Origin of the sequence: Limimaricola cinnabarinus LL-001, from assembly GCF_000466965.1 — a bacterium.
GTDB lineage: Bacteria > Pseudomonadota > Alphaproteobacteria > Rhodobacterales > Rhodobacteraceae > Limimaricola > Limimaricola cinnabarinus.
In genome coordinates this window covers 1-25,279 of record NZ_BATB01000053.1, presented here as the reverse complement: position 1 = coordinate 25,279, position 25,279 = coordinate 1, and the positions used below count along the sequence as shown (strand labels likewise).

The window sequence follows — 25,279 nt, the reverse complement described above, 5'->3', positions numbered from 1 at the left end:
GGGAAATACGCGTCCATCGCGCCGGCCTGGCGTCGGGCATGGCAGGAAGTGATCCCGTTCTTTGCCTTCGATCCGGCGATCCGCAAGATCATCTACACCACCAACGCCATCGAAAGTCTGAACCGCGTGATCCGGAAATCGATCAAGACGCGTGGGTCCTTCCCAACGGATGAGGCCGCGACCAAGCTGATCTACCTCGCCATCCGCAACTTCGAGAAGGACGGGCGAAATGTTCGGGAATGGTTTGCAGCCCGAAATCAGTTCGCCATAATGTTCGGCGAGCGCTTCGACGCTTGAGTATCCCAAACCGCATGGGCCGGCCCGGATACACAAAGTTCAGGACACTCCCGCCGGACTTTTCGCTTGTCCCACGTCTTACGTGTGAACCCCATTAGGACTGCGAGAATTTCGCTCCCCACCTGACACCGCGGCTGGACCGCCCACTCATGTTCGGGAACCTACGGTCAGGTGGTCAAGACTAGACGCTCGATTCTCACCACTCCGGATAGGCTCGCCTATACCGGCCCTACCCATCGAATATCCGAGCCTCCTGACCGTTTGCTCTCAGAGTCAGCGCCGATTAGGAGGCGCAACGTCCCGGCTTACTCATCGAAGATTATCGACGTTGTATCAAATACTGCGTCTACATCTAACACTAGACGGGCCGTCATTGGACGATGCGCACCTGCATGGGCTCCCGTTCCATAGCAGGCGAAGATCCCGCTCAAAGAGGCGACCCATGACCAACGACTACACGAATGATCTCGTTTTCCTCGACTTCGAAGCATCGTCGCTCGCGCCGGACAGTTGGCCCGTCGAGATTGGTCTTTCTTGGCTCACCGACACAGGCGAGATCGAGAGCCACGCCAGGCTCATCCGCCGACATCCGAATTGGTCGATGGAAGCCTGGTCCACGCAAAGCGAAGACCTCCATAGCATCTCTTACCAAGTTCTCGAAACAGAAGGCGTAGAGGCCGCCAACGCGGCCAAGTGGTTCCTGTCGAATACGAGAGGACGCAGGATCGGCTCCGACGCCCCGGAGTTCGAAATGAAGTGGCTACGCCGGCTCCTTGAGACATCGTTCGACGCCTCTGCTGTGGATCGTGAGATCGCTCGTGTGCAGGACTTCTATGCGCTGATAGAGCCCATGCTTTCTGAGCAATCGCTCGATACCTTCTTCGAGCGGCTGGCACGCTTGCCAGCACCACACAGAGCGGGGCCAGACAGTTCGCGCTATGCCAAGGCGCTCAAAGCAGCATTCGACAGGCGCTGAAACTGCTGGACAAAGCCGAGGCCACCTGGCGCCGCGCTCTCGCAGAGCGCCAAGCCGATCTGGCGGATGATGTCTTTGCGGAGATCCCGGAGATCATTGGCGGGATCCGAAGGCACGCTCCTCTCTCCCACCCCGCAATCAGGCACGCGGCCAAGACCTCGGCCTCCATGAAGGTCGATACGGCGTTTCGCGCTATCTCAGCGTGGTCAAAGGCCATCAGCTAAGCATCGACTATGAAATATAATTTCCGTCTTACTTGAGGATGGAGAGCTTAATTTTCAATTGTCTCGGTGGATCGTGATGGTGCTTCACTCGGTCTTCTGAAGAACGGTCCTGAAGGAAGGATCCCATCCAATCCGATGACGTCCTACAGCCGATATGGAAGCCTTAATTTCGTTCCGCGTCTGTATGGGCGAAGCAATCGGGACAAGCCGTCTCCCCTCCCCTGCTGACTCGGCTAGAGCACTTCGTTCTTTACCGGTGTTTTCAAACGACCGTATCTCCTCGCATTATTGAATTGGAATAGGACGTACTGCGGCATTGATTGGCTACGCCCGTGTCTCGACCGACCTGCAGGACACCGCCGCACATAGGCGTGAGCTGAAGGCGGCGGGCTGCACCGATATCCACGAGGGGTTCGCCTCGGGTACCGAGGCCGCTCACATCGTCAGGCATGGCCTTCTGCTGGTCGCTTCAGCATGCTGCGGGCCATGAACAGCCCACGACGCCCCCGCCTCTCCCCGAGATCATGCGCAGTCTCAAGGTCATCGCCGCTAGGCGGTCCGGCAGTTACGAACCCACGACCGAGATCCGTTTCGTGGTATCGCCGGACGCCATCGTGCCATCGGTGTTCCTGCGCTTCCTGAAGACTCGCTTCAACGCGAGCGCCCGCAAGATTGAGCAGGTCGATATGCGTGATAGGCGCATGATGCTAGGCGAGCTCTACGCCGCCCTGATCTGACCGGCGCCGCATCACCGTGGGATGGTCGGCCCCGAGGATCTGTCCCCAAGGCCGTCTAGCTCAGGCGAAGCAGAGCTCAGTGCGGCCCTTGGTCGCCCGGTAAGTTTCGAGCGCCTCGTCCGGATTGCGGACCGGATAGACCTCGAGCAGCTCAGCGCCGCGGCCGAGGACCGTCCGGAAATGGGCCTTCGCTGCCCGCGCGTCGACCTGATCGCCCTCACCCATATCACGAAAATCGGCCGTGGTGGCGGTCGGTTCATCTTCGCCGGGAGAACGGTAGACGGCGGTCCAGTGAGTGAAGATCGGGTCCATCAGCATGCGCATGTCCTGTTGTCGTTGCTTTGCGTGCCCGGGGGCTCGCTGGCACCCGGGACAAAATTCATAACACGAAAATCGCCTCGCGGTACGCGGCGTGACCCGATGTCGCGTTCCGCCTACAGATTGCAAACAGCCCACAGCCATCGGCGAGCCCATTCCGGAGCGGGGTGGTACTTGAACAAGGGCACGACAGGTGTCATCTTTCTAGCGACACATGTCGGGGGACCATCTCATGTCGGCTATGACGATTACCAACGAGCCTGGCAGACGCGGCACGCCAGCCGCAGTCGAGAATGATGCGATCCGCGCCTACCGCCTTTTGGGGGGTGGCAAGATCATGAAGCGAGATGTCCGTAGCGCGCTCGATGCGCACGACCTGATCGTTCAAGGGATCCCTTCGAGATCGCTGTTTCACCTGGTTGACGGGGTTCAGGTCCTATCGACGGGCGACGTGCTGACCAAGGCAATCGGGATCAGCATACGAACGCTGCAGCGTCGCAGGTCTGAGGTGAAGCAGAAGGTGCTTTCGACCGAACAGAGCAGCCGCGCATGGAGGTTCGCCGAGATCATTGCCAAAGCAACAGACGTCCTTGGAACGCAAGCTGCGGCGGAGGCATGGCTTCTCGAACCTGCGATCGGTCTCGACAATCGGCGACCGATTGATCTGCTGACCTCAACTGCGGGGGTGGAGGCGGTCGACGACTACCTGACGCGCATCGAATATGGGGTCTATTCGTGACGCCATTGCCGCCGCCGCTCGGTATGGGTGAGCTCCGGTTCTGGCGTCTAGATCAAGAACGGCATGCGAGCAGTTGGGACACAGGCGAAGGATCGTATCGCGTCGGTGGCCGCTGGAATTCAAGGGGTGTCCGTACCGTATATACCTCCGTCGACCCTGCGACCGCCATCATGGAGGTTGCGGTTCATAAGGGTTTCAAGATGCTCGACACATCCCCTCATGTGCTGACAAGCGCTCGCATCATCGACATGTCCGCGGTCCATGTTGTCCTTGCCGAAGATATTCCGAATGCCAACTGGCTTATTCCAGGATCTCACGGCCCCGGTCAGCAGGCTTTCGGTGATCAGCTCTTGCAGGATCACCTGTTCTGCTTGGTACCATCGACCGTTTCCCGACACAGCTGGAACCTGATCTTCGATGCGGATCGAGCAGCTGGTTATTTCGATGATGTGCAGCAGGAGCGTTTCGCACTTGATCCCCGGCTGCACCGATAAGGCTCCGCGGCCTTCAAAGGCAACCAGGCGAGACGACGCGTGAGCCGTTCAGGTCAAAATGATCCCTCCGGCCGCCAGCCCCCTATGCAGCCACAGCTACGTCACTGCCTCTGCCGAAACTTCATCGAAGCTGTGAGGTCAAGTTGCGGCGGCTGAACGGTTGCTACGCTATGTGAAGACCCTTGGTTGCACATTTAAGAAAGGTGTCGATCGGGCTGCTGTACCGAGGGCGCTAGCGTCCCTTGTAGGGCCGACAAACCGCCACCCTGTGCGGTCATAGATGTCCGGTAATATTGGTTTATCGGACAGGACGATGATACGCTGCTCGACATGACTGGATCACCTGAAACCCGGTGACGTCGCTCGTTCTGCTCGCCGATATTGCAAGCTCCGGCAGCCTCGACCGTCTCGTCGACAGCGCCTAGGGCTATGCCGACCACGCCATTGCCGAGAACACCCGAACCGCCTACACGCGCAACTGGGCGGCCTTCGCGCGTTGGTGTCGAATGAAGGGCGCCAACCCCCTGCCCCCCCTCGCCCGAACTGGCCGGGCTCTACATCACCGATCTCGCCGCGCCTTCGGATAAGGCATGCCCGCTGTCGGTGGCCTAAATCGATCGCCGTCTTGCCGGACTGTTTTGGGGCTACGCGCAGCGCGACTTTCGGCTCGACCGGCGCGATCGGCACATCTCGAGCGTTCTCGTCGGCATCTGCCGCCGCCATGCCCGACCGCCGGAACAGATGGAGGCGATCAGGCCGGACGACCTTCTGGCCATGCTCGCGACGCTCAGCCACGACCTGCGGGGTCTGCGCGACCGAGCGATGCTGCTGATCGGCTTTGCCGGGGTGCTGCGGCGCTCGGAACCGTCGGGCTGGCTCATGGCCAAGACGACACCATTGATGGCAGCGGCTGGGCCGAGATTCTCGAGGCCGGCGTTCTTGTCACGCTGCGCGGCAAGACCGGCGGGCGCGAGATCGAGATCGCCCGCGGCTCCAGCGATCAGACCTGCCCGGTCCAAGCCCTGAAGAGGTGGCTGGAGTTCGCAAAGATCAAGTTCGGTGCCCAAGCCTGGTAAAACCAGCCGGCCTGACGTGTCCAAGGCAAAGGGCGCACTTCGTCCTCGTGCAGATCTTCGTGTCGATTGATCGGCTGCTCTGAGCCTCGGTAGGCTGCCCTGATCAAATCGGAGGCCACCTGATTCTCGTGGCACGCGTACCAACAATGGCTACCAGAGGGTAAGCCCTTTGAAAGTACTTCAATAAATCCACTCAGTTTCATGCAATGCGTGCATACTAGTGCTGCCCACTGCCCGTTCAGCGTGGGCTCTAAGAAGGCTCTCGAAAAAAGTTCAGGGCCGAAATCAGGCCGAAGCCCCTGAAAAATAGCTTCTTTGCGAAGTGCAATTTACACCTCGATCGGGGGTGCTCTCGATTAGTTGTTGCGTCTCGGTAGGTGCTTGTGCATTGATGGCCGAAAATGCACACACGAAGAGGCCACAGATGAGTAGCTAACCCCCAAACAAGACGAGAGCCCAGAAAGGTTGCCGCCTCTCTGAGCCCTTTAGTCGCCCGGTCTGCTAGGAAAACAGACCCTATATTCACCCTCTTCCTAGCAGGCATTTCCCACCTCCCGCAAGCCCCTTCGGCGTGCGGGATCATGAAAAGTGTGCCTGAGAATGACTTTCCCAATGAATCCGGGGAGAGGCTTCGTTGCCCTGCCCAACGAGATCATGGATCTCAAGATGAGCAGCGGTGCGTTCCGCCTACTCACCCTCCTATGCTCGTATGCGAACCATAAGACCGGTGACTGCCACACTCCCCACGAGGAACTGGCCTCCCGTATGGGGAAATCGAAGCCGAGCATCACTGCCTACCTCAAGGAGCTTCGCGCCCTGGGACTGGTTGCCTCGTTCTCGAAGAGAGGCTTGTTCGGTGGCAATGGATACCAGCGTCACAACGTGACCTTCTGGAAAGAATGGCGCACTGCTCTGCGTAAGGCAGGAACCGAACGGCGCCAGAAGAAGGTCGATGAACAGGTTGCGGACGTTCAGGAAGCTGAATGCGGCGTTCAGTCCTCCGAACGCGAATATAATAACCATATCCATTCTAACCACACTACTGCACCGCAGCCTCTGCCACAGCTGGTCGAGATGAACGAGGCCCCTGCCCTGCGACCGGATCCTTGCGTCAGTGCAGTGGTGGAAGAATTGCGGGAGAGATGGGTCGAGCTGACCCGTGGTGCGTCATGGAGCACGCATTTCAACTCCATGCCCTCGCGGGATCTGGTTGCTAAGACCGAGAAGCTCCTTGCCGACTACGCGCCGGTTCAGGCAGACACAGCAATCAGCGATGTGGACATAGAGCGAAGGCTCCGGAGCATCTGGCGGTCGTTGGGTGTGAGGGAGAACGGAGAGGCTCTGCAAGAGCAGGTTGAGTTAGTGTCCCAGAACCCGGCGCCAGCAGCGGTTCTCCCTGCCCTATCAGCGGCTATCAAGAGAAAATGGCGGGTCGGCTTCTGGAGGAAGATGCCAGAGCCACACTTCTTCCGAAACTACCTCGCTGAGGCGTGTGCGGCAGCTCCTGCAACTATGGCGTCGACGCTCAAGGTGCTAAGACACCACCTGAAGAAATACACCGAACTGACCGCGATGAAGACTGCCACCGGTGACCGTCAGCCTACCGAGTAAGACAAACCAAGACGGCCACGGAGCCGATTATACCGATCGGTATAATCCCGCCTGGGAGCCGGAGAGCAGAGAACGAGGAGACTGCAAAGTGCAGGCAGACAAGCAAACGACCGATTATACCGACCGGTATAATGACGCATCGAAGCCGCAGATGATCGACTTCATCAGGCGCCTCGCCCACGGCATGAGGGATATCGCCGGGCAGGTTCGTCAGGACGACACGATGAAGAAGCGTGTTGAGAAGACATTCAGCACACGCGAAGTCGGAGAGCTTCTCGGGCTGGGGAATGCCTATACCATCCGTGTGCTCAACCAAGCAACAAGCGACGATGACAGTTTCCCTGTGGGGCGGAAGACCGTCGGGCAAAGTGGACATACGGCCCACTACTCAATCTCCGAGATCATGATGATGCGGGCCTACCTTCAATCTCGCACGCACCGAAAGCACGAGTACTTGCACTGGCGCAAGCCGGGTGATCCACTCCCCGTTGTGAGCTTCTCCGCCCAGAAGGGCGGGACAGGGAAGAGCCTGTCTGCTGCTCATTTCGCGCAGTATGTAGCCATGAACTACGGTCTGCGCGTGGGCATTCTCGACTGCGATCCGCAGGCTACTGTGTCGCTCTATTTCGCTGACAAGCAGACCAAGCTCTTCGAGCGAAACCGCAATACCGTGGCATCGTTCATGGGGCTCGACCTCGACCAGTTCAATGCGCACCAGATCGTGGAGAAGTCGGCCGAGGATCTGAATGGGATGTGGCAGACCACCCAGTGGCCGGGCACCCGGCTCATTCCTGGCGGCGCAAACATTCAGGACGCTGATCTCGCGCTCCTCATGCTGTCGCAGAAGTCCGGCGGCACCGCTCCCGTGCATGCGGCCCTCAAGGATGCCATTGCTCGCTGGGATGCCGCGTATGGCCCGAAGACCCTAGGGTCCGAGCTTCGCAAGCCCGATGGAAGCTTCGATGTCGAGAAGTATCAGGAAGCCCTTCACGAGACGGTCGATGTGATCGTAATCGACCAGCAGCCATCCTTCACGCTTGTGCAGCTCAACGGCTTGGTTGCCGCGACCAACCTGATCGTGCCGCAGACCATGAAAGGTTTCGACCTCAAGACGCTCAGCACCTACGCCGACAACGTGCAGGTCTACCTCTCCGAGATGGCGATCAAGGATCGAGTGATTGGTGGCGGGAACCACATCGTGCTCCCGACCATCATTCAGGAGGCCAACGAGAAGGACGTCGATCAGATCGTCGACATTCATAGGCGCCACCCGGGCCTCGTGTCTCAGGTCTGGTATTCGAGATCAGATGCCGTCGCCAACGCGGCTGAAGAATACAAGTCCATCTACGAGTACGATCCTCCGCGAAGCAGACGACCTTCTGCGAAGGCATTCATTCAGAATGCGAACGCAGTGAACGATGCACTGGCCAAACTGGTGTGGGGTGGGGCGCTTCCATCGCGCGGCCACGCCGAGAAATTCATCGCTGAGAGGTGGGTGTGATGGCGAAGAGGAAGCTGAACTCGGCACCGATGACGGACGAGGAGAGGGGAGTGCCGCAAGAGACGGCGCAAACCTTCGAAAGCTACGAGGAGCCGCGCGGCGGGCTGGTTGGCCACCAAATGGGCCATGCCACCAACGACATCCTCAAGAAGGTGATGGACGGAAGGGTCTCGGTGGTCATGAAGACCTCGCAGATCGAGGACACCCTCGGCAGCGACCGCAAAGGCAACTGGGTAGAGGACTCGGAGTTCAGGCTGCTCAAGGAGAACATCGCTGCGCGCGGGCAGACCCAGCCAATCCGTGTTCGCCCGATGAATCCGGACTGGCGCCCTAACCGCAAGAACCCGACCGTCATCGACGGAGCTGCGCAGTTCCTTCTTCTGTCCGGTCGGCGTCGCCTCCGGGCGCTGCAGGAATTGGGTGTGGATGAGGTGCAAGCCATCATCGCGCCTGACATGAAGAGTGCGCTGGATGGGCACGAAGACCTCACCATCTCGGACCTCGAGGAGCGCTACTCCGAGAACGCCATTAGGCAAGACCTTACGCCGTTTGAACGCATCCTGTCGATCGGGCAGATCGCGGTCAGGCTGAAGCACGAAGAGGATGCGACCCAAGCGCACATCGCAGAGCGCTTGGGTGTTGCGCAGCCGCTCGTATCTGTCGGTGTGAAGTGTGCCCAGAACGCCGATAAGGCGCTCGACTGGTTCGGCCCGAAGGCGAGCATGGACATGATCCGGGATCTCGCGCCATTTCTCGACAAGAGGGAAACGCTTGCTGAAGCGAAAGTGGCGCTGGCCGAGAAGAGAGAGAAGGGCAGGGGGACCGCCGCGAAACGCGCCCAGAAGACGATCCCAGGTGGGGGGACATATAAGCTGGAGCGGAGCGGTAAGAAGGTCAGCCTCACCGCTAAGGGCGTCTCCATCCCACCCGTGAAGCAAGAGGACTTCGAGCGAGAGCTGTTGGATCTCATTCAGCGATACCAAGATGGCTAACTGATTATACCGATCGGTATAATCCGATATCCCCAGCGCAAGGTTGGCTGGCACCGCTATCCTTTAATTGTATTTCTCAGAAATATCAGGGGCTTGATTGTAAATTTGTTGTGGCGGCGCGCTTGAAACTTGCGACTCCGAGGGCGCTATAGTGTCACCGCTGTGGGAGGAGCCTGTCCGGACCTATGAATAGCCCCGCGTTTCTTAGACGCCCTCGTGCCTCAGTTTCTGCTGCCGCTCGAACTCGAGGGGCGACAGCATTCCGTTTCGCGCGTGCTTGCGCTTCGGGTTGTAGAACATCTCGATGTAGTCGAACACGTCCCGTCGGGCTTCCTCGCGCGTGCGATAGGTGCGGCGCCTGATCCGTTCGCGCTTGAGCAGGTTGAAGAAGCTCTCAGCCACGGCATTGTCATGGCAGTTGCCTCGCCGCCTCATGGAATGCTCGAGATCGTGGGCCTTCAGGAAAGCGGCCCAGTCCATGCTGGTGAATTGGCTACCTTGATCCGAGTGGACCAGCACTTCGGCCTTTGGCTTCCGGCGCCAGATAGCCATCAGCAATGCCTGCAAGACGACGTCGGTCGTTTGGCGGTTCTGCATCGACCAGCCGACCACGCGGCGTGAAAAGAGATCAATGACAACGGCCAGGTAGGCGAAGCCTTCCTGCGTTCGGATATAGGTGATGTCGGTCACCCAAACCCGGTCTGGAGCTTCCACGTCGAACTGCCGATCCAGGGTGTTGTCGACCACGACCGACGGCTTGCCGCCATACTTGCCGGGGCGGCGCTTGTAGCCGATCTGTGCCTTGATGCCGGCCAGCTTGGTCAGGCGGGAGACGCGGTTCAAACAGACACTCTCGCCCTGCTCGAGAAGGTCGTCGTGAAGCTTGCGGTGCCCATAGACCTTGCCGCTTTCAACCCAGGCCTCCTTCAGCAACTCGGTCTGGCGGCGGTCTTCTTGGGCCCGCTTGCTCAACGGCGCCTTCAGCCACGCATAAAAGCCGCTCGGCTGGATGCGCAGGCACCGGCACATCGCCCGGACGGAGAACTGCCCGCGATGCTTGGCCACGAACGCGTATCTCACTTTGCATCCCTGGCGAAATACGCGGTGGCCTTTTTTAGGATGTCACGCTCCTCCGACACCCGCGCCAGCTCCTTCTTCAGGCGCCGGATCTCGGTGTCCTTCTCCGCCTCTCCACATGACGCCTTCGCGAACTTCCTCTTCCAGGCGTAGAGCGAATACGGGCTGACCCCGAGCCGCTCCGACACCTCCCTGACCGGGTAGCCCCGCTCGGTGATCTGTGCGACCGCGTCCCGCTTGAACTCCTCGCTGAACTTGCTGCTGCTCATCATGGCCTCCTTGCCTCAAAATTAGCGAAGAAGGCGTCCACAAGACACGGGGCTATTCAGCGTCTGGTTGAAGACCTTCTACAGGCGAAGATGTCCGTCGCAAATATTGCGGCGCGGCTGTCTCGGCATCGTTCGACGATCTACCGCGAGATCCGGCGCAATCGGTTCGAAGACAGCGAGCTGCCCCAGCTCAGCGGCTACTACGGCATGCTGGCCCAGAAGCAGGCCGCCGAGCGCCGCCACAGGCGTCGCAAACTGATCCGGATGACGGCGCTGCGCGAGGCCGTCATCGACCGCCTGAAAGCCGGTTGGTCGCCAGAACAGATCGCCGGGCGGCTGCGCTTCGAAGGCCACCGCAGCACCATCTGCCATGAGACGATCTACGCCTTCGTCTATTCGCAGGACGGTCAGAGCCAGGACTTGGCGCGACACCTGCCCGAGCGTCGCCGCCAGCGCAAACCCCGTTATGCCCGTCGACCCCGAAGTCTCGTCTTCCCATTGGAACGCGCGATCCAGAACCGGCCGGATCACGTCAACGACCGTAGTGGGTTCGGCGACTGGGAGGGTGATTTGATGATCTTTCGCAAGGAGTTGGGCAAGGCCAATGTTGCCTCTCTTGTTGAGCGCAAGACCCGCTATGCCGTCCTGTTCCGCAACAACGACCGCAGCTCAAAGCAGCTGATGAACCGTCTGATCACCCTGTTGTCGCCCTTGCCCTTGTTCGCACGGCGCTCGATCACCTTCGACCGGGGGTTCGAGTTCAACCGCTGGCGTGATCTGAGAACAGGAATGGGCACCGAGGCGTGGTTTTGCGACCCGCAGGCGCCTTGGCAGAAAGGCTCGGTCGAGAACCTGAACAAGCGCGCCCGCCGCTACCTGCCGCGTGATACGGCTATCGCCGCACTGTCAGACCACGCGATGGCTGAGATCAGCGCCCAGCTGAACGCCACACCAAGGCGCTGCCTCGGCTACCGGACACCGGCCGAGGCCTTCGCCGAAGAACTCCGTCAGCTCGACCGGTCCTGAACCTGTGTCGCAACCAGCATTGAACTCACAGCCCGACGAACCGTATTCGAGCTGACGTTAAACAAGCGGACGATTTCCGCGGTCCGCCTGCCTTCTTCATCGCGTGAGACCATGCATCTCGTCGCGCTGCTGCTTGGAGGGCAGGGGGCTTACCACCGTTCCGGCCCGCCTCCTGCTGGACGGAGCGCTCCATCGGGTTTGAAGTGCGGAGGCGGCGATGGTGCTCGGGCAGCGTGAAGATCGCGAGCCCCTCGGGTGCGTTTTCCTCGAGCCATGCAGCCAGCTTCGGCGCAGAGGTGCGATAGCTGGCAACCAGCTCTGCCAGGGCCGTTTCAGCCTTGGCGAGCGTGCTGGCATTCCACACGGTGCGCAGCTCGGCTCCGATGCGCTCGCGGGTCTCGACGTTGGGTACAGTACCGGCTGCTGAGCATCGCGGAGAGCCCCCAAAAGGAGGAGAAAACCCCGGGAAGGCCTCATACTTCGGCAAACTGTGAAAGCCGCGCGCTTCGCAATTGACACGCTCCAGACATACTTACTATACAGTCAGTAAGTTTGTTTGGGGAGGATGCAGTGCTCGACCGTGAAGACTACGAAGCTTTCAGATCCAGCGTTCGCAGATTGGCAGAGGACAAGATTGCCCCGCATGCTGCGTCTTACGACGAAGAAAGCAGATTTCCAGAAGAGACCCTTGAGGCCTTCAAAGAGCTCGACATCGTTGGGCTGCCGCTGCGCGAGAGCCATGGAGGAAACGCTGCTGATGTGCTCGTGCAGGCCATCTGTCTCGAGGAAGTCGCCCGTGTTTGCGCAACTTCTTCGCTCACGCTGATGGTCATCTGGTCGGGCCTCAACCCGATCAACATCTGGGGCGGCGACAAGCTCGCCGATGAAGTGATCGCTCCGGCGGTGCGGGGCGACGTCGTCGTCTCCATCTGCCTGACCGAAGCCCATGGCGGCTCCGACATGTGGGGCGCAAAGACCACGGCTCGACGGGACGGCGATGAGTGGATTATCAATGGCAAAAAAAGCTGGATTTCGAATGCTACCCGGTCGGACTGGTACACTGTGCTCTGCCGCACTGGCGAAACGACCTTCGGTGTCTTCGTGGTTCATAAGGATGATCCGGGCCTCTCTTTCGGGAGGCTCGAGAAGAAAATGGGCATGCGCGGCAGCCCCACGGCAGACGTAAACTTCGAGAACTGTCGCATTCCAGGACACCGGGCCGTCGGGGATCCCGAGAAGGGATACGACTACATCACGAGTTCTCTCACGCGCGCTCGACCAATGATAGCGGCTCAGGCGCTTGGCATTGCGCAGGGCGCTTTAGAAGGAGCTGTCTCTTATACGAATGAACGTGAAATTTTTGGTAAGCCGGTCTCCTCCTATCAAATGACGAAGGGAACGATCGCCGAGCTCGCGACCAAGATTGAAGCGGCCAGACAGCTCCTCTACCGCGCTTGCGAGGCCGTCGAAAACGGGGAGGGCAATGCCCGCATGCTGGCTTCCATGGCGAAGCTTACCTGCAGCAACGTCGCGATGGAGACAACAGTCGAGGCCGTTCAACTTCACGGCGGAGCGGGATACGTCCGCGACTACCCGGCCGAGCGCATGATGCGCGACGCTAAGATTACTCAAATCTATGAAGGAACGAGCGAGATTCAGAAACTGATAATCGCCAAGTCCATCTTAGCGAACTGAGGTCCCAGATGCCAGAGATTATAAGCTACCTCACAAAAATACGTTTTGGTGCGGGTGCAATCCTTGACTTGCGGGAGGAACTAGAATCGCTTGGTATTCGCAAGCCTCTTGTCGTTACGGATGCCGGCCTAATAGCGGTTGGGCTTCTCGATGAGGTAATCCGCAAGGCGGGACTGCCGGAGAACGTAGCAGTGTTCTCGGAGACCCCGGAGAACCCAACGGAGGAAGCGGCGGAAGCGGCGCTGGAGCAATATAGAGCGGCGGAGGCAGACGGAATCATCGCTCTCGGGGGTGGGTCGAGCATAGATCTCGCAAAGGGACTATGCCTCCTGACGACCCACGAGGCACCGCTGGAGCAATACGCTGCTATTTACGGTGGCGTCGCGAAGGTAGGCATGGATCTTGCGCCGCTGGTCGCGGTTCCCACGACCGCTGGCACCGGGAGTGAAGTGGGTCGAGCTACGCTCATCACGCTGCGCAACGGCCGTAAACTCGGTTTCCTCTCACCGCACCTCATCCCCAAAGTGGCTATCTGCGATCCAGAGTTGACAGTTAAGCTGCCCTCGGGCCTGACTGCGGCCACTGGCCTAGATGCCATCTCACATTGTATCGAAACCTTCCTCAGCCCTAAGAAAAACCCGGTGGCTGAGGCTATCGCCCTCGATGGCTTGACGCGCGCATGGGCCTGGCTGCCTCGCGCATATGAAAACGGCGCCAATCTTGAGGCACGAAACGAGATGATGATGGCGGCGCTTCAAGGTGCGCTGGCCTTTCAAAAAGGTCTAGGCGCTATCCACTCAATGTCGCATGCGCTCGGAGGCATGAAAGGCCATCGTTTGCACCACGGAACTCTGAACGCGGTTCTACTGCCCACTGTGCTGCGTTTCAACGCCCCCGAATGCGTAGAAAAATACGGGCGCATCCGGAACGCCATTGGCGTATCGGAGGACGCCGACCTCGCCGAGACTTTCGCGGGTTTTAACCGTATGCTTGGGCTACCGGCCACTCTCGCAGCAATGGGCGTTGACGACGCGGTGATCCCAGACGCGGCACAGTGGTCCTATGAAGACCACTCAACTGCGACAAATCCTCGGGCAGCGCTGCCAGAGGATTTCGCCGCCATGCTGCGAGAAACAATGTGAGGCCGAACTGATGAATGCTCCGGCGACCATTCTTGAGAGCGTGCGCGTCTTAGATCTCAGCCGACTTGCCCCCGGTCCCTATGGTTCCATGCTTTTGGGAGACATGGGGGCAGAAATTATTATCGTCGCCGGCGGCCGCGGTAGCCTCCCGATCAACGCCTACGGCCGCGGGAAATCTGTTGTCACTCTTAATCTCAAGTCGGAAGAAGGACGCTCCGCCTTTCACAAGCTCGCCGCGACCGCAGACGTTCTCATAGAGGGTTATCGCCCCGGCGTCGCCGACCGGCTCGGTATAGGCTATGAGGACCTGCGATCGATCAATAGTCGGCTGATCTATTGCTCGGTCACTGGCTACGGACAGGATGGGCCGCTAGCACAGGAGGCTGGGCACGACATCAACTACGTCGGGATGTCTGGCATGCTAGGAGCGATGGGGCCCTCGGATGCCGCGCCCGTGCTGCCGCTCAACCTTGTGGCGGATTTCGCAGGCGGCGGAATGCACGCCGCTCTCGCTATCGTTTCGGCGCTTTATGAACGGGAGCGTTCCGGCAGAGGGAAGTACCTAGACGTCGCCATGGTCGATGGCTGCATCTCTCTTATGGCGATGCACTATGCCGACTGGGGCAAGCCAGTGCTCCCCGCGCGCGGCCAGGGTCTACTCACCGGTGAAGCGCCATTCTATCGCTGCCACCGCTGTTCAGATGGTAGGTTCGTCGCGGTCGGGGCGCTGGAGCCCACGTTCTTCGGCAACCTTTGGCAAGGCCTAGGATTGGGGGGGCCGCCGCCGGACCACATGAGCCGCGCCACTTGGCCTGAGATTGCGGAGGAGTTTGAGCGGGCTTTTGTCGCGCGAACGCGGGACGAATGGGCACAGCATTTCGCCGGAAAAGACGCTTGTGTAACGCCGGTCCTCAGTCCCGAGGAGGTATTCGACCATCCTCACAACGCGTCCCGACATCCCGAGGCCAGTCCGGAAAGTGTTCCGGTCCTCCCGTGGGCCTCACAGGCTGCGGGGCGGGGCAATGAGGAAGCCCCAAAGGATATCTCAGACCGTCTGCTGGAGGGGCTCGGGCTGGGCCGGAAAGAAATTGCCGCCGCGACAGGTGGCAAGAGCGCGGGGGGCCAAGGGATCGCTTGGCCGCCGGTACGTGAGTGAAAAATCATCCCGGAATCCAACGGAGGAAAAAGTTCATGAACGCCCTATTTCTGAAGATTACCGCAGCGTCCTTGGCGCTGGCAATCGCAGCGCCAGCTGCCATCGCGCAGCAGAGCCTGAAGATGACTACCCCTTGGGCCGGCGGGCCTTGGCTCGAGCGCGACGCCCAAGGATTTGCGGACCGGGTAGCTGAACTAACCGACGAAAGGGTGACGATAGACGTTTTCCCCGGAGGCACGCTCTATAGCCCGTTGAAGGTCACTGAGGCGGTGCGCGAGGGGGTAGCCGACGTCGGTCACAACTATATGGCCTATGACTGGGGCATCGATAAAGCCACCGTGCCCTTCTCCGGATTTTCAGGAAGCCTCACGCCCGAGGCTTATATGCTCTGGCTGTACGAAGCAGGCGGACTCGAACTCTGGCAGGATTACCGTGAGGAGGTATTTGGCGTAATAGCTTTCCCTTGTTCTATTCTCGCCACAGAAATATTTCTGCATTCGAAAAAGCCGGTTAGAACACTTGAGGACTTTGCCGGCCTAAAGCTTCGCACCTCGGGAGCATGGGCCGAGATCGCCTCGCGGCTCGGAGCTTCTACTGTAATTATGCCGGGAGGTGAGGTTTATGACGCACTCGAACGCGGCGTGATCGATGCGACGGAGTGGGGGAGTCCCGAAATCAACCGGCCGACTGGCCTGCAAGACATCGCGCAATACGTGGTCGTACCCGGAATCCATCAGCCCGGCGGCTTCTTAGAGTGTCAGTTCAACACAGAAGTCTGGAGCAAGATCTCATCCGATGACCAGGAAGCGATCCGCGCCGCAGCAAAGCTAACGGTATTTGAAAGCTGGCTGCAGAGCTCAAGGCAGGACTTAAGCGCTTTCGCTGAACTCGAAGCGGGCGAGAACGAGATCATAGAACTCGATCAGAGCTTCATCGACGCGGTTGCTGAAGAGACAGAAGCATGGAGCAATGAAGTGGCCGCCGAGAACGAATGGTTCGCGCGGGTCCAAGGCTCAATCGACGAATTCAAGTCCGAGCTTCAGGTCTGGGGCAAGTACCGGCTACCGGTTCAGGGTGAAGCCGCCGTCGTGCCTGGCGAAGCCGCAGCCAATTAATCGCTCGGAGCGCGGAAAGACCGCGCTCCGATCCTTGCGAATAAAAGGGCCTGAGGATGAAGACGATCATCGCAGCCATTGAGGGAATATCCCGAACGGCCGGGTGGGCCGGTGCAATTCTCGTGGCGCCGCTTATCGCGGCCCTCGTATACGAGGTTCTTAGTCGGTATGTTCTGGCCGCTCCGACTATGTGGTCCTACGAGATGAGCTACATGTTGATGGGCGCTATCTTCATGTTGTCGCTCGCCTACGCCTTGCAGGCGCGCCTCCACGTCGAGGTCGGTCTCATTAGTTCGGTTATGCCGATACGGCTCAAAGCCTTCGTCGACCTTGTCGGATACTGCGTCTTCTTTGTCGTGCTGGTCTGGACGTGCGTGGGGCTCTTCGACACGACACTAGAGTCCTACAACCGTGGGGAGGTCTCCGGAAAATCCGCTTGGAACCCGGTAATCTGGCCGATCAAGGTAGTCTGGTTCATCAGCATGATCGTTTTCGCGCTACAGGTTTTCGCAGAGATTTTGCGCAGCCTTGGTATACTTATTCCCCGGGATCAAAAGGCATGAACGAAGCAGCCTCATTCATAATGCTACCGGTCCTTCTCCTCGTCATTCTCGCGGGCTTTCCGGTCGCATTTTCACTCATCTCCGTTGCCTTTGCCTTCGGGCTCTACACGTTGGGTGATGGCGTCATCGTGCAGCTGTTATCAAAAATAGAAGACACCGCCACGAATTCCGTCCTCGCAGCCGTCCCGCTCTTCATCTTCATGGGAGTGATGCTGGAGCGCTCGGGCATCGCCGACAGGCTTTTCGAAGCCGTTCATCTCTGGACCCGCCGCCTTCCGGGAGGCCTCGCTGTCGGCGCCATCGGACTGGGAACGATCTTCGCCGCAGCCAGCGGTGTGGTCGGGGCTACCGAGACTGTGATAGGCATGCTTGCGATTCCAGTAATGATGCGCCACAATTACGACAAGCGCCTTCTGTCGGGAACTATCTGCGCGGGCGGCTCCCTCGGCACAGTAATTCCGCCCTCGATAACCGTCATAGTTCTTGGCCCCGTGGCCAGCGTCTCCGTAGGGGATCTTTTCGCGGGCCTGCTCGCGCCCGGTCTGATAATGGCCCTACTCTTTGTCGCGTATGTCATGACCATTGCAACTCTAAACCCCTCGCTCGCACCACGCGAACCGCCAGCACCGGATGAACCGAATCTATTGGAAAAGCTGAAGATCACTGCCATCGCGCTGATTCCACCGATCCTTCTGATTTTTACCGTTCTCGGCACGATTCTCATGGGGCTCGCCACGCCAACGGAAGCTGCAGCCTGCGGCGCGCTCGGGACCATCATTCTCGCGGCGATCTATAGACGGATTTCGATTGGCGTGCTTTGGACCGCCATGAGCCATTCCGCTGGGATCACTGCGATGATACTGCTCATCGTGCTGGGTGGAAGTATGTTTGCAGGCGTCTTCTTCGCCGCGGGGGGCATGATGGCAATCCAATCGATGCTGAGCTCAAGCGGGCTCGAGGGTTGGCAGGCGCTGTGCATCATATTGGGACTGGCCTTCGTATTGGGCTTCATGATGGACCTGATCTCGGTAATCTTGATCATCATTCCAATCGCCATGCCGATCGTGCTTCTCTTCGGATACGATCCCGTGTGGTTCTGCATTGCCTTCCTGGTAGTACTGCAGACGAGCTATCTAACGCCGCCGATGGCACCCTCGATCTTCTATTTGAGGGCCATCGCTCCGCCGGAAATCCGTCTCGGAGACATGTACGTCGGGGTACTGCCATTTATCGCTGTGCAGCTTCTTACGTTGGCGCTTATACTGGCATTTCCGCAGATTGCGCTTTGGTTCCCGGGGGTTCTATCGGGGCCGAAATGGTAATCAGCGGGGAGCACAAGTTCGGATGACAGATCTTTTGACAGCCAATGACCAGCCTTGGCGCGGATACGTAAGGCATGAATAAAAACCAAATATCCCGCGAACGAAGCAAAACGCAGATCACTGACGCGGCCTTCCGCATGTTTATCGAGCGAGGCTACCATGCGACGAGCCTCGATGCGATTGCGCAAGAGGCAAATCTCACAAAGGGTTCAGTCTACTTTTACTTCGGAAGTAAGGAAAAGTTGGCACTGCACCTATTTAACATAATTCATGATGAGATTGTCTGTCCGCAGGTTGAGGCAATCGAGCAGACGCGAGGGAGCTTTGTCGACAAAGTTGTGGCGTATATTCATGTCGGTTCTAACGCTGGCGTCCATCGGCCGCACAAGCTGCTCTTCATGATCCAGATGAGTATCGAGTTCGGGTTTCAGGATACGCCACTCGCAGAGGGGATCCGAAAACTGTACAGCGGGCTCTACGCATCGATTGAGGCTGCTTACGAGCAGGGTCTGCGCGACGGAACCACGTCGTTTAAAGCGACGCCGCAAGCGGTGTCCTCGATGGTCGTCGCTGTCCACGACGGCATGATGCTGCAGTATAACCTGCGCCAAGGAGAAATCGACGGGCCCGAGCTCGTGAAAAACGTTCGCAAGATGGTGCTCTCGGGACTCAACGGGTAAAGAGATCGGGTTCAGGCGTTCGGGTCGTGTGACAGGGCCCTCAAGGCCACGCCGACTTCCCTCCGGTCCCATGTACCTTGGGCCCCGGTTCCCTGTTCGCGCAGGTGCTGTTTCCGTATCTTGTTCGTTGGTGTTCGTGGCAGAGCGCCGACCGTCCGGACATAACGCGGAACCATGTTGTGCGGCAGGCGCTGCAACATGAACGTCAGGAGCTCAACAGGGTCAGGTACCTCTTCTCCTTCGGGGACAATGACCAGCATGATATCATCATCCCCTTCATAGCCCGATGGAACCCCGACTGCCGCGCTCTCGGCGACTTGTGGATGAAGATTGGCCGCAGTTTCGATGTCGAATGAGGAAATGTTCTCGGCCCGCCGGCGGATGCGGTCCCCCATTCGGTCAAGAAAGTAATAGTTGCCCTTGTCATCAACGAATCCAAAATCGCCTGTGTGGAAGAACTGGTTCCGCCAGGCTAAGGCATGCGCTTCCCATTGTTCCACGTAGCCCTGCATTGCGGTCCAGGGATAGCGCGGCCGGACAGCAAATTCGCCCGGCTCCCCGGCGGGAAGCGGCATGTCGGTTTCGGGATCGATCACCTTCATCTCGTACCACTCCTCTAACAATGTTCCGCAGGAGCCTGACAGTAACTTCGACTGGAGTGATGTCCAACACGGGCAGCCGATCTCTGTCATGCCCCACATCTCGATAGGCGGATGTCAAATCGAGCAGTAAAGTCGGGCCGACGCCTTTAGGAAGTGGACAGCACATCATCCGGTGCATGGCATGATCCCGGTCACGCTTACTGGCAGGCTGTGCATGAACCATTTCGATCATGGGGCCATGTGCGATGGTCAGGGTGGCTCCCGATTCGCGAACCCGGTTGAGCCACCTGGTTTCGTCGAAGCGAGCATCCATACACACCGTACCGCCGGCTGCCATTGTGGCAAGCACACCCATGAACTTACCGGCGATATGGAAGAGTGGATGCACCATGTAAAAGCGATCGTCCGTGGTCATCTCGCATTGCTCAAGTGTGATCCATGCAAGAAGTGCAACCTGCGCATGAGGCATCAGCACGGCCTTCGCCGGGCCGGTCGTGCCGGATGTAAAGATGATCGAGGCTATGTCTGAGAGACGCGGCTCCGTACGCGCCTGTGTCTCGCCACTCTCTAGCATAGAAGCGTAGGCGTGCCACTGAAGTTCGTGTGGCATTTGCGAAGGCACCTCGGATGATGCTTCGCCGATGACAATTACGTGCCGCAGCTTCGTCTCCACGAGTTTGAGCGCGGCGACAGCCTCCAATTGCTCGGCAGTGACAAGGAGCACTGTGGGATTGGCAAGGGAAAGCGCGTGCTGTAGCGGTTGCCCCTTCTGAGCAGGGTTTAGTGTCGCATCAACAAAACCGCCGAGCTGCGCTGCCATCCAGCCGTGCAATGCCGGCAGACCGCTCGGAGCGAGAATGGCTATCTTGTCGCCAGGTGACATGCCCAGAGCGGTAAGGTGGTCCGAGAACGACGTCGAGTGCCGCAGGAATTCTCCATAGCTTTCTCGTCGTCCCTCGGGGTCTTCCACGAAAGTCTTGTCGGGATGCGTCCGAGCGGTGCGACGCAGGATTCCGGGTACGGTCCATGCAGGATACTTTCCATAGCCTTCTGTGTCATCCACAGCTTCTTCTCCTGAAGTTAAAGCAGCTTGAAGCGTGATGGCGTCTGCGCGCCTCGCAACTTCCTGCTACCAGCTCTTGCACTTTATTCTTCACACATACTATACAGTCAGTAAGTAAGCGCAACAACGGGTGGCCGATGAAACCTCTTGCTGGAGTTAAGGTTCTGGAACTCGGCATGGTCATGCAGGTGCCTCTTGCAGCCCAAATGCTGGCCGACTACGGCGCGGAAGTCATCAAAGTAGAGCGGCCGCCGCGCGGGGACATCATCCGCGACCTTGATGAGGTCGGAACGGCGCGCGATGAGATGAGCTGCTACTACGCTGCGGTCGGACGCGGTCGGAAAGACATATGCATAGACATCAAAAGTGTTCAGGGGCGCGAAGTGCTCACCCGGCTCGTGCGCGAATGTGACGTGCTGATCCACAACTTCCGTCCTGGTGTGATGGAGCGTATCGGCTTCGGTCCGGATCGGGTTCGCGAAATCAACCCACGCATGATCTATGCGGTGTCGACGTCCTTCGGTCCCGAAGGACCCCTCGCTGGAATGCCTGGACAGGACATGCTGGCCCAATCTCTGAGCGGGTTTGCCATGGCTGGGATTGGTGAGGGCGAGAAACCCCGCCTGACCAGCGTACCTGTCATCGACTACGCGGCCGCTGTGCATCTCACGCAAGGCATCCTCGCGGCCCTCTTTGAACGTGAACGCTCGGGGCTAGGTGATGTCGTCTCGACTTCGCTTTTCGATGTCGCGCTCGCATCACAGGTCCTCGAGATCGCTAGCCGCTCAGTCTACGGCTATCGGACTAGCTGGACCGATTACGCCATGATCTTCCCAACGGCCGATGGTTGGATCACGGTCCTCACGCTATTCCGCCCAAACCCGCTCCAGCTACTCTGCCGCGCCTTCGGCGTCGAGGATATGAGTATCGATCCAAAGCTCGCTAATGCGTCATTGCAGCGCGAGAACGCCGCTCTAATCCAAGATCGTTTCGGGCCAATCATCGCAAAATTTAGCACCGACGACTGCCTCGAACGCTTGCGCGATACGGATATCTTAGCCGCGCCGGTGCTCGATCTGGAAGAGGCCATAGCGCACGAACAGACGCACCTTAATCGGGCCATCTGGGAGGTGGAGGTACCTGGTCACGGACGCCGCAAGCTGGCCGGTACCCCGGTCCGTCTCGGCCGGCACAATCTTGAGGATACGCGCCCCCCCGTGGGACTAGGCGCGGATTCCGAAAAGGTGCTGAGCGAGTTCGGGTACACCGCTGACGAAATCCAGGCCTTGCGCGACAACGCCGTAATCTACCAAAGAGACGAGAGGGCCAAAACATGAGTCAGACTGCTGATTTCACCGCAATCACCGAGCGTATGATCAAGCGGATCCGTGCCACCGACGCCATGGGGCTAAACGGGTTCCCCCATTACGCCGACACGACCACCGGCGAATGGACAACGACTCCGGACGGGTTCTGGACGGGTGGTTTTTGGCCTGGCGTTCTCTGGCACGCGTTTGACCAAACAGGAGACTCCGCACTCCGCGACTCTGCTGCGCGTTGGACCGAACGTCTCAGCGCACGCACTGAGTCACGATCTGTATTTAAAGGATTTCTCTTCCACTTCGCCGGGGCGACAGGTGACATGCTTGCCGGAGATCCGAAGGCCCGGGAGCTTGCCTTAGCCGCCGCACAAAGCCTGCAACGCGCGTTCCACCCTTCCATCGGGCTCATTCCTCTCGGAAAAGAGGCCGAGGAAGCGCATACTGTTGGTGATAACGATACGAATATTGATGGGCTATCCGCCAGTTTAGTCATGGCTTGGGCCGGTGTCCGTACTGGCGACACAGTACTGCTGCAGACGGCTGTGGACCACGCTCTACGCTCGGGCGACTACTGCGTGCGTGACGATGATTCGGTTTGCCAGTCAGCAAGCTTCGACGGCGAAACCGGCAAGCTAATCCGCAACTATACCCACAAGGGCTACAGCGACGCCTCCACCTGGACCCGGGCGCAGGGATGGGCAATGCTGGGCTATTCCTACCTCGCTGGCATCGACCGAGAGAACCCGCGCCTGTTGAGGATGGCCGAGCGTGTGAGTGACTGGTGGATTGCCCACGTGCCCTCTGACCTGATCGCGTTGTGGGACTTCGATGCGCCCGAGCAGCCGTCGACGCCACGCGACACCTCTGGCACTGCCATCGCGGCCGCATCTCTGCTCCGGCTTGCCCACGCGCACCCCGACGAAAGCAGAGCTCGAAGCTACCGCGATTTCGCCGAAAGGACAGTCCATGCACTCTGCGCCGAAGTAACGCCGACGGAGCAAGGGGACACGCGGCCGCCCGGTATCCTCACCCGAGGTTGTTTTGACAAGACGCGCGAGGAAGCGACTGAAGCAGAACTGATCTGGGGGGACTACTTCCTGCTGGAATCCCTGCGCATACTTTCCGGAACGCTCGACATAGAGCGGCTCTATCCAAGAGGCTAAGGGCTTTACCGTATGAGCCCTGATCTGGTCGAGACTCGCTGCGGCCCAGTGGAGGTGGCGCTTATGGGCCGTCCTGAGGGACGTCCGACGGTGTACCTCCATCATGGGTTCGGGAACTGGCATTCGCTCACCGACCTGGCGAAGCGCGTGGCGCGCCAGACCTCGGTACGGCAGATCGTATGCTATTCGCGGACCGGCTGCGGCGATAGCCCCGCACGCTTGGCCCGCGCGGAGGCCGATTACCTGCGCGACGAGGCGCACCATGTTCTTCCGGCACTTCTCGACGCCTGAGCATAGAGCGAGCTGACCTCGTGGGCCATAGCGACGGAGCCACGATCGCGCTGCTCTGTGCCGCAGCAATGCCGAAGCGCGTGGGTCGTGTGGTCGCAATTGCGCCGCATATCTTCGCTGAGCAGGTGACTATACAGGGAGTGCGAGACTTCGATTCCCGAAACGGCGGTGCAGTCTGGCGCCAAAACCTTGCTCGGCGGCATCGCGATCCGTCGGCTGCCTACGACGCTTGGCGGGATTTCTGGCTCTCCGAGAACGGTGCAGAATGGTCTGTCATCAATGAGCTGTCGACTTGCCATGCTCCGCTGCTGCTCGTGCAAGGAGGGCAGGATGCCTTTGGTAGCTACGCGCAACTCGATGCGACTACCCGGACGGTCGCTGGGCGGAGCCGAGAGATGCGGCTCGCAGGGTTGGGGCACGAGCCGCACCGGGAGGAAGCTGATACCGTTGCCAGAGCCGTGGCGGAGTTTTTGAATGAAAGCATGTCGCCGGGAGAGCCGGGAGACAGCAGCGGTGAGGAGAAAGGCAGATGAAGGTAACCTGGTATCGATGAAGCGCGTGATTGACTGCAGCGCAGGGGCAAGCGGATCAGGGCCGCATTTTCACAACGTGAAGATGTCGAGAGTCCGTTCGCCGATCCAAGAGCGCCGCATCTCTCATAGGAACAGGGTCCTACAAGTTGTTCAGGCCAACCGATTGTCTGCCGGTTGCAAGTATATCCTCTGATAGGACAACAACTCAGACCAGCCAAAGGTCAGGAGATTTTCATGCCCAACCTCGACGTCAGCGCCCACACGCCCGAAACGGCCATCCCCACCGACCGACCGCTGCCGTTGGTGCGCACGCAGGTAGCCGCGGACTGGATCGATTACAATGGTCACATGACCGAGCACCGTTACCTGCAGGTGTTCAGCGAGACCACCGATTCCCTTCTCGCTCGTGTTGGCGTAGATGCCGACTATGTAGGGGCGGGCCATAGCTACTACACGGTTGAGACTCATCTCCGCCATCTGGGCCAAGCTCGCGCGGGAGAAGACCTCACCTGCGCCACACAGATCTTGCACGTCGACGCCAAGCGGCTGCACGTTTTCCATACTCTACACATATCAGGTGGTGCCGACACCCCAGTGGCAACCGCGGAACAGATGCTAATACACGTGGATGCTGTTCCCGAGCGTGCGGTGCCGGTCCACCTAGAGGTGCGCAAGCGCTTGGAAAAGATCTTAACGGCCCAATCGAGTTTGTCACTTCCCGAAGCTGCCGGGAGGGCAGTTCGTGCTCCCTCACGGCCAGATCCATAGCTGGATTGAAAGGATCACACCGTAAAATTTCGGATCAAACACCTCGAGTGCATAGCCATGCAGGGCTGGCGAGGGGCATCATTAGGTGACTGCAGAACGCTGATGTTGGCTTGATACAAGTAATCCCAGCCAATCGACCTCGATCGGACATTCCGGCTGCAAGCTCTTCGCCTTCCCCCATTTAGCTGTGAGCTATGCCTCTCGCTCATCTAGGGTCAGGATGCATTGATTTTCAACGCGCTGCGTGATTCACGGCTCGGAAAACGGAGCGGTGACATGAGCGACCTTTACTGGCTGACCGACGAGCAGATGGCCAAACTTGCCCCTTTCTTCCCGAAGTCGCACGGCAAGCCACGGGTCGATGACAGACGGGTGTTGAGCGGGATTATCTTCATCAATCGCAATGGGTTGCGCTGGCGGGATGCGCCGCAGGAATATGGTCCGCACAAGACGCTGTACAGCCGATGGAAGCGTTGGAGCGAGAAAGGCATCTTTGCCCAGATTATGGTCGGTCTGGCTGCCAAGCA

General features: G+C 59.1%; 26 protein-coding genes and 2 pseudogenes. 23 read left to right on the top strand and 5 right to left on the bottom strand.

Annotated elements, in window-relative coordinates; translation table 11 throughout:
* The 3 genes from MBELCI_RS14730 to MBELCI_RS14720 all read left to right on the top strand — a co-directional run.
* A partial coding sequence (locus MBELCI_RS14730; RefSeq protein ID WP_045320252.1) for a transposase occupies window positions 1–297 on the top strand: 297 nt, incomplete at its 5' end.
* Window positions 298–739: 442 nt separating this feature from the next.
* Window positions 740–1,273 (top strand): hypothetical protein, encoded by a 534-nt coding sequence (locus MBELCI_RS14725; RefSeq protein ID WP_021695043.1) that lies wholly within the window; start codon window positions 740–742, stop codon window positions 1,271–1,273.
* Window positions 1,274–2,021: 748 nt separating this feature from the next.
* Window positions 2,022–2,234 carry a hypothetical protein gene (locus MBELCI_RS14720; RefSeq protein ID WP_021695042.1) on the top strand — a complete coding sequence of 71 codons (213 nt, stop codon included), beginning with the start codon at window positions 2,022–2,024 and terminating at the stop codon, window positions 2,232–2,234.
* Window positions 2,235–2,294: 60 nt separating this feature from the next.
* Here MBELCI_RS14720 and MBELCI_RS14715 read toward each other — a convergent pair whose 3' ends face one another.
* Entirely contained in the window at window positions 2,295–2,552 is a 258-nt protein-coding gene (locus tag MBELCI_RS14715; protein WP_021695041.1) for a hypothetical protein, read from the bottom strand.
* 232 nt (window positions 2,553–2,784) lie between these two features.
* Here MBELCI_RS14715 and MBELCI_RS14710 point away from each other — a divergent pair, with 232 nt between their 5' ends.
* From MBELCI_RS14710 to MBELCI_RS19480, 6 genes and pseudogenes are all read left to right on the top strand, one after another.
* Entirely contained in the window at window positions 2,785–3,291 is a 507-nt protein-coding gene (locus MBELCI_RS14710; protein WP_021695040.1) for an Xre family toxin-antitoxin system antitoxin, read from the top strand.
* Window positions 3,292–3,314: 23 nt separating this feature from the next.
* Entirely contained in the window at window positions 3,315–3,785 is a 471-nt protein-coding gene (locus MBELCI_RS20075) for an RES family NAD+ phosphorylase (RefSeq protein WP_235047654.1), read from the top strand.
* A 353-nt stretch (window positions 3,786–4,138) separates the two neighbouring features.
* A pseudogene (locus MBELCI_RS21905) lies at window positions 4,139–4,846 on the top strand (integrase); the annotation flags it as partial.
* A 627-nt stretch (window positions 4,847–5,473) separates the two neighbouring features.
* Complete coding sequence (locus MBELCI_RS14695; protein ID WP_021695037.1) at window positions 5,474–6,472, top strand: helix-turn-helix domain-containing protein; 999 nt, start codon at window positions 5,474–5,476, stop codon at window positions 6,470–6,472.
* Window positions 6,473–6,560: 88 nt separating this feature from the next.
* Window positions 6,561–7,973: a ParA family protein gene (locus tag MBELCI_RS14690; RefSeq protein ID WP_045320246.1), complete on the top strand. Its 1,413-nt coding sequence runs from the start codon at window positions 6,561–6,563 to the stop codon at window positions 7,971–7,973.
* Complete coding sequence (locus tag MBELCI_RS19480) at window positions 7,973–8,965, top strand: ParB/RepB/Spo0J family partition protein (RefSeq protein ID WP_052512745.1); 993 nt, start codon at window positions 7,973–7,975, stop codon at window positions 8,963–8,965. The genes MBELCI_RS14690 and MBELCI_RS19480 overlap by 1 nt, the downstream gene beginning before the upstream one ends.
* Before the next feature lie 204 nt (window positions 8,966–9,169).
* On the opposite strand, the gene MBELCI_RS14680 is transcribed toward MBELCI_RS19480, so the two are convergent.
* Window positions 9,170–10,311 (bottom strand): IS3 family transposase gene (locus tag MBELCI_RS14680; protein WP_162833751.1). Its coding sequence is split into 2 segments (ribosomal slippage): window positions 9,170–10,071 and window positions 10,071–10,311, totalling 1,143 coding nucleotides; the frame shifts between segments, so codons are not numbered across the junction.
* A gap of 54 nt (window positions 10,312–10,365) precedes the next feature.
* Here MBELCI_RS14680 and MBELCI_RS14670 point away from each other — a divergent pair.
* Window positions 10,366–11,337, top strand: a complete 972-nt coding sequence (locus MBELCI_RS14670; RefSeq protein ID WP_045320244.1) for an IS30 family transposase — start codon at window positions 10,366–10,368, stop codon at window positions 11,335–11,337.
* A gap of 25 nt (window positions 11,338–11,362) precedes the next feature.
* Here the strand turns inward: MBELCI_RS14670 and MBELCI_RS20500 are convergent, their stop codons facing one another.
* Entirely contained in the window at window positions 11,363–11,824 is a 462-nt protein-coding gene (locus tag MBELCI_RS20500; RefSeq protein WP_268744197.1) for a transposase, read from the bottom strand.
* Between the two features lie 83 nt (window positions 11,825–11,907).
* Here MBELCI_RS20500 and MBELCI_RS14665 point away from each other — a divergent pair, with 83 nt between their 5' ends.
* From MBELCI_RS14665 to MBELCI_RS19475, 7 genes are all read left to right on the top strand, one after another.
* On the top strand, window positions 11,908–13,032 hold the full coding sequence (locus tag MBELCI_RS14665) for an acyl-CoA dehydrogenase family protein (protein WP_021695031.1): 1,125 nt from the start codon (window positions 11,908–11,910) through the stop codon (window positions 13,030–13,032).
* Between the two features lie 8 nt (window positions 13,033–13,040).
* Entirely contained in the window at window positions 13,041–14,174 is a 1,134-nt protein-coding gene (gbd, locus tag MBELCI_RS14660; protein ID WP_045320243.1) for a 4-hydroxybutyrate dehydrogenase, read from the top strand.
* Window positions 14,095–15,330: a CaiB/BaiF CoA transferase family protein gene (locus MBELCI_RS14655; RefSeq protein ID WP_200861287.1), complete on the top strand. Its 1,236-nt coding sequence runs from the start codon at window positions 14,095–14,097 to the stop codon at window positions 15,328–15,330. Before gbd ends, MBELCI_RS14655 begins: the two co-directional genes overlap by 80 nt.
* A 35-nt stretch (window positions 15,331–15,365) precedes the next feature.
* Window positions 15,366–16,445 carry a TRAP transporter substrate-binding protein DctP gene (gene dctP, locus MBELCI_RS14650; protein ID WP_021695029.1) on the top strand — a complete coding sequence of 360 codons (1,080 nt, stop codon included), beginning with the start codon at window positions 15,366–15,368 and terminating at the stop codon, window positions 16,443–16,445.
* A gap of 56 nt (window positions 16,446–16,501) precedes the next feature.
* Complete coding sequence (locus MBELCI_RS14645; RefSeq protein WP_045320241.1) at window positions 16,502–17,008, top strand: TRAP transporter small permease subunit; 507 nt, start codon at window positions 16,502–16,504, stop codon at window positions 17,006–17,008.
* The gene (locus MBELCI_RS14640) at window positions 17,005–18,330 is read left to right on the top strand and encodes a TRAP transporter large permease (RefSeq protein ID WP_045320240.1); all 1,326 of its coding nucleotides are present in this window, start codon (window positions 17,005–17,007) and stop codon (window positions 18,328–18,330) included. The genes MBELCI_RS14645 and MBELCI_RS14640 overlap by 4 nt, the downstream gene beginning before the upstream one ends.
* A 74-nt stretch (window positions 18,331–18,404) precedes the next feature.
* Window positions 18,405–19,010: a TetR/AcrR family transcriptional regulator gene (locus MBELCI_RS19475; protein ID WP_052512744.1), complete on the top strand. Its 606-nt coding sequence runs from the start codon at window positions 18,405–18,407 to the stop codon at window positions 19,008–19,010.
* An 11-nt stretch (window positions 19,011–19,021) separates the two neighbouring features.
* On the opposite strand, the gene MBELCI_RS22375 is transcribed toward MBELCI_RS19475, so the two are convergent.
* Both MBELCI_RS22375 and MBELCI_RS22715 read right to left on the bottom strand, forming a co-directional pair.
* A complete protein-coding gene (locus MBELCI_RS22375) occupies window positions 19,022–19,711 on the bottom strand; it encodes an AMP-binding enzyme (RefSeq protein ID WP_081698610.1) in 690 nt (229 codons plus the stop codon).
* Window positions 19,712–19,835: 124 nt separating this feature from the next.
* Window positions 19,836–20,582, bottom strand: a pseudogene (locus MBELCI_RS22715) (AMP-binding protein); the annotation flags it as partial.
* 230 nt (window positions 20,583–20,812) lie between these two features.
* Between MBELCI_RS22715 and MBELCI_RS14625 the strand changes: the two are divergent.
* The 6 genes from MBELCI_RS14625 to MBELCI_RS14605 form a co-directional block, all read left to right on the top strand.
* On the top strand, window positions 20,813–22,012 hold the full coding sequence (locus tag MBELCI_RS14625) for a CaiB/BaiF CoA transferase family protein (RefSeq protein ID WP_045320238.1): 1,200 nt from the start codon (window positions 20,813–20,815) through the stop codon (window positions 22,010–22,012).
* On the top strand, window positions 22,009–23,160 hold the full coding sequence (locus tag MBELCI_RS14620; RefSeq protein WP_045320237.1) for a glycoside hydrolase family 88 protein: 1,152 nt from the start codon (window positions 22,009–22,011) through the stop codon (window positions 23,158–23,160). Before MBELCI_RS14625 ends, MBELCI_RS14620 begins: the two co-directional genes overlap by 4 nt.
* Window positions 23,161–23,307: 147 nt before the next feature.
* Window positions 23,308–23,451: a hypothetical protein gene (locus MBELCI_RS21080; protein WP_235047652.1), complete on the top strand. Its 144-nt coding sequence runs from the start codon at window positions 23,308–23,310 to the stop codon at window positions 23,449–23,451.
* Window positions 23,448–23,984, top strand: a complete 537-nt coding sequence (locus MBELCI_RS20495; protein ID WP_110546552.1) for an alpha/beta fold hydrolase — start codon at window positions 23,448–23,450, stop codon at window positions 23,982–23,984. The genes MBELCI_RS21080 and MBELCI_RS20495 overlap by 4 nt, the downstream gene beginning before the upstream one ends.
* 234 nt (window positions 23,985–24,218) lie before the next feature.
* Entirely contained in the window at window positions 24,219–24,752 is a 534-nt protein-coding gene (locus tag MBELCI_RS20060) for a thioesterase family protein (RefSeq protein ID WP_081698609.1), read from the top strand.
* A gap of 276 nt (window positions 24,753–25,028) precedes the next feature.
* Window positions 25,029–25,279: IS5 family transposase (locus tag MBELCI_RS14605; RefSeq protein WP_045320253.1), on the top strand; the 251-nt coding region annotated here is incomplete at its 3' end.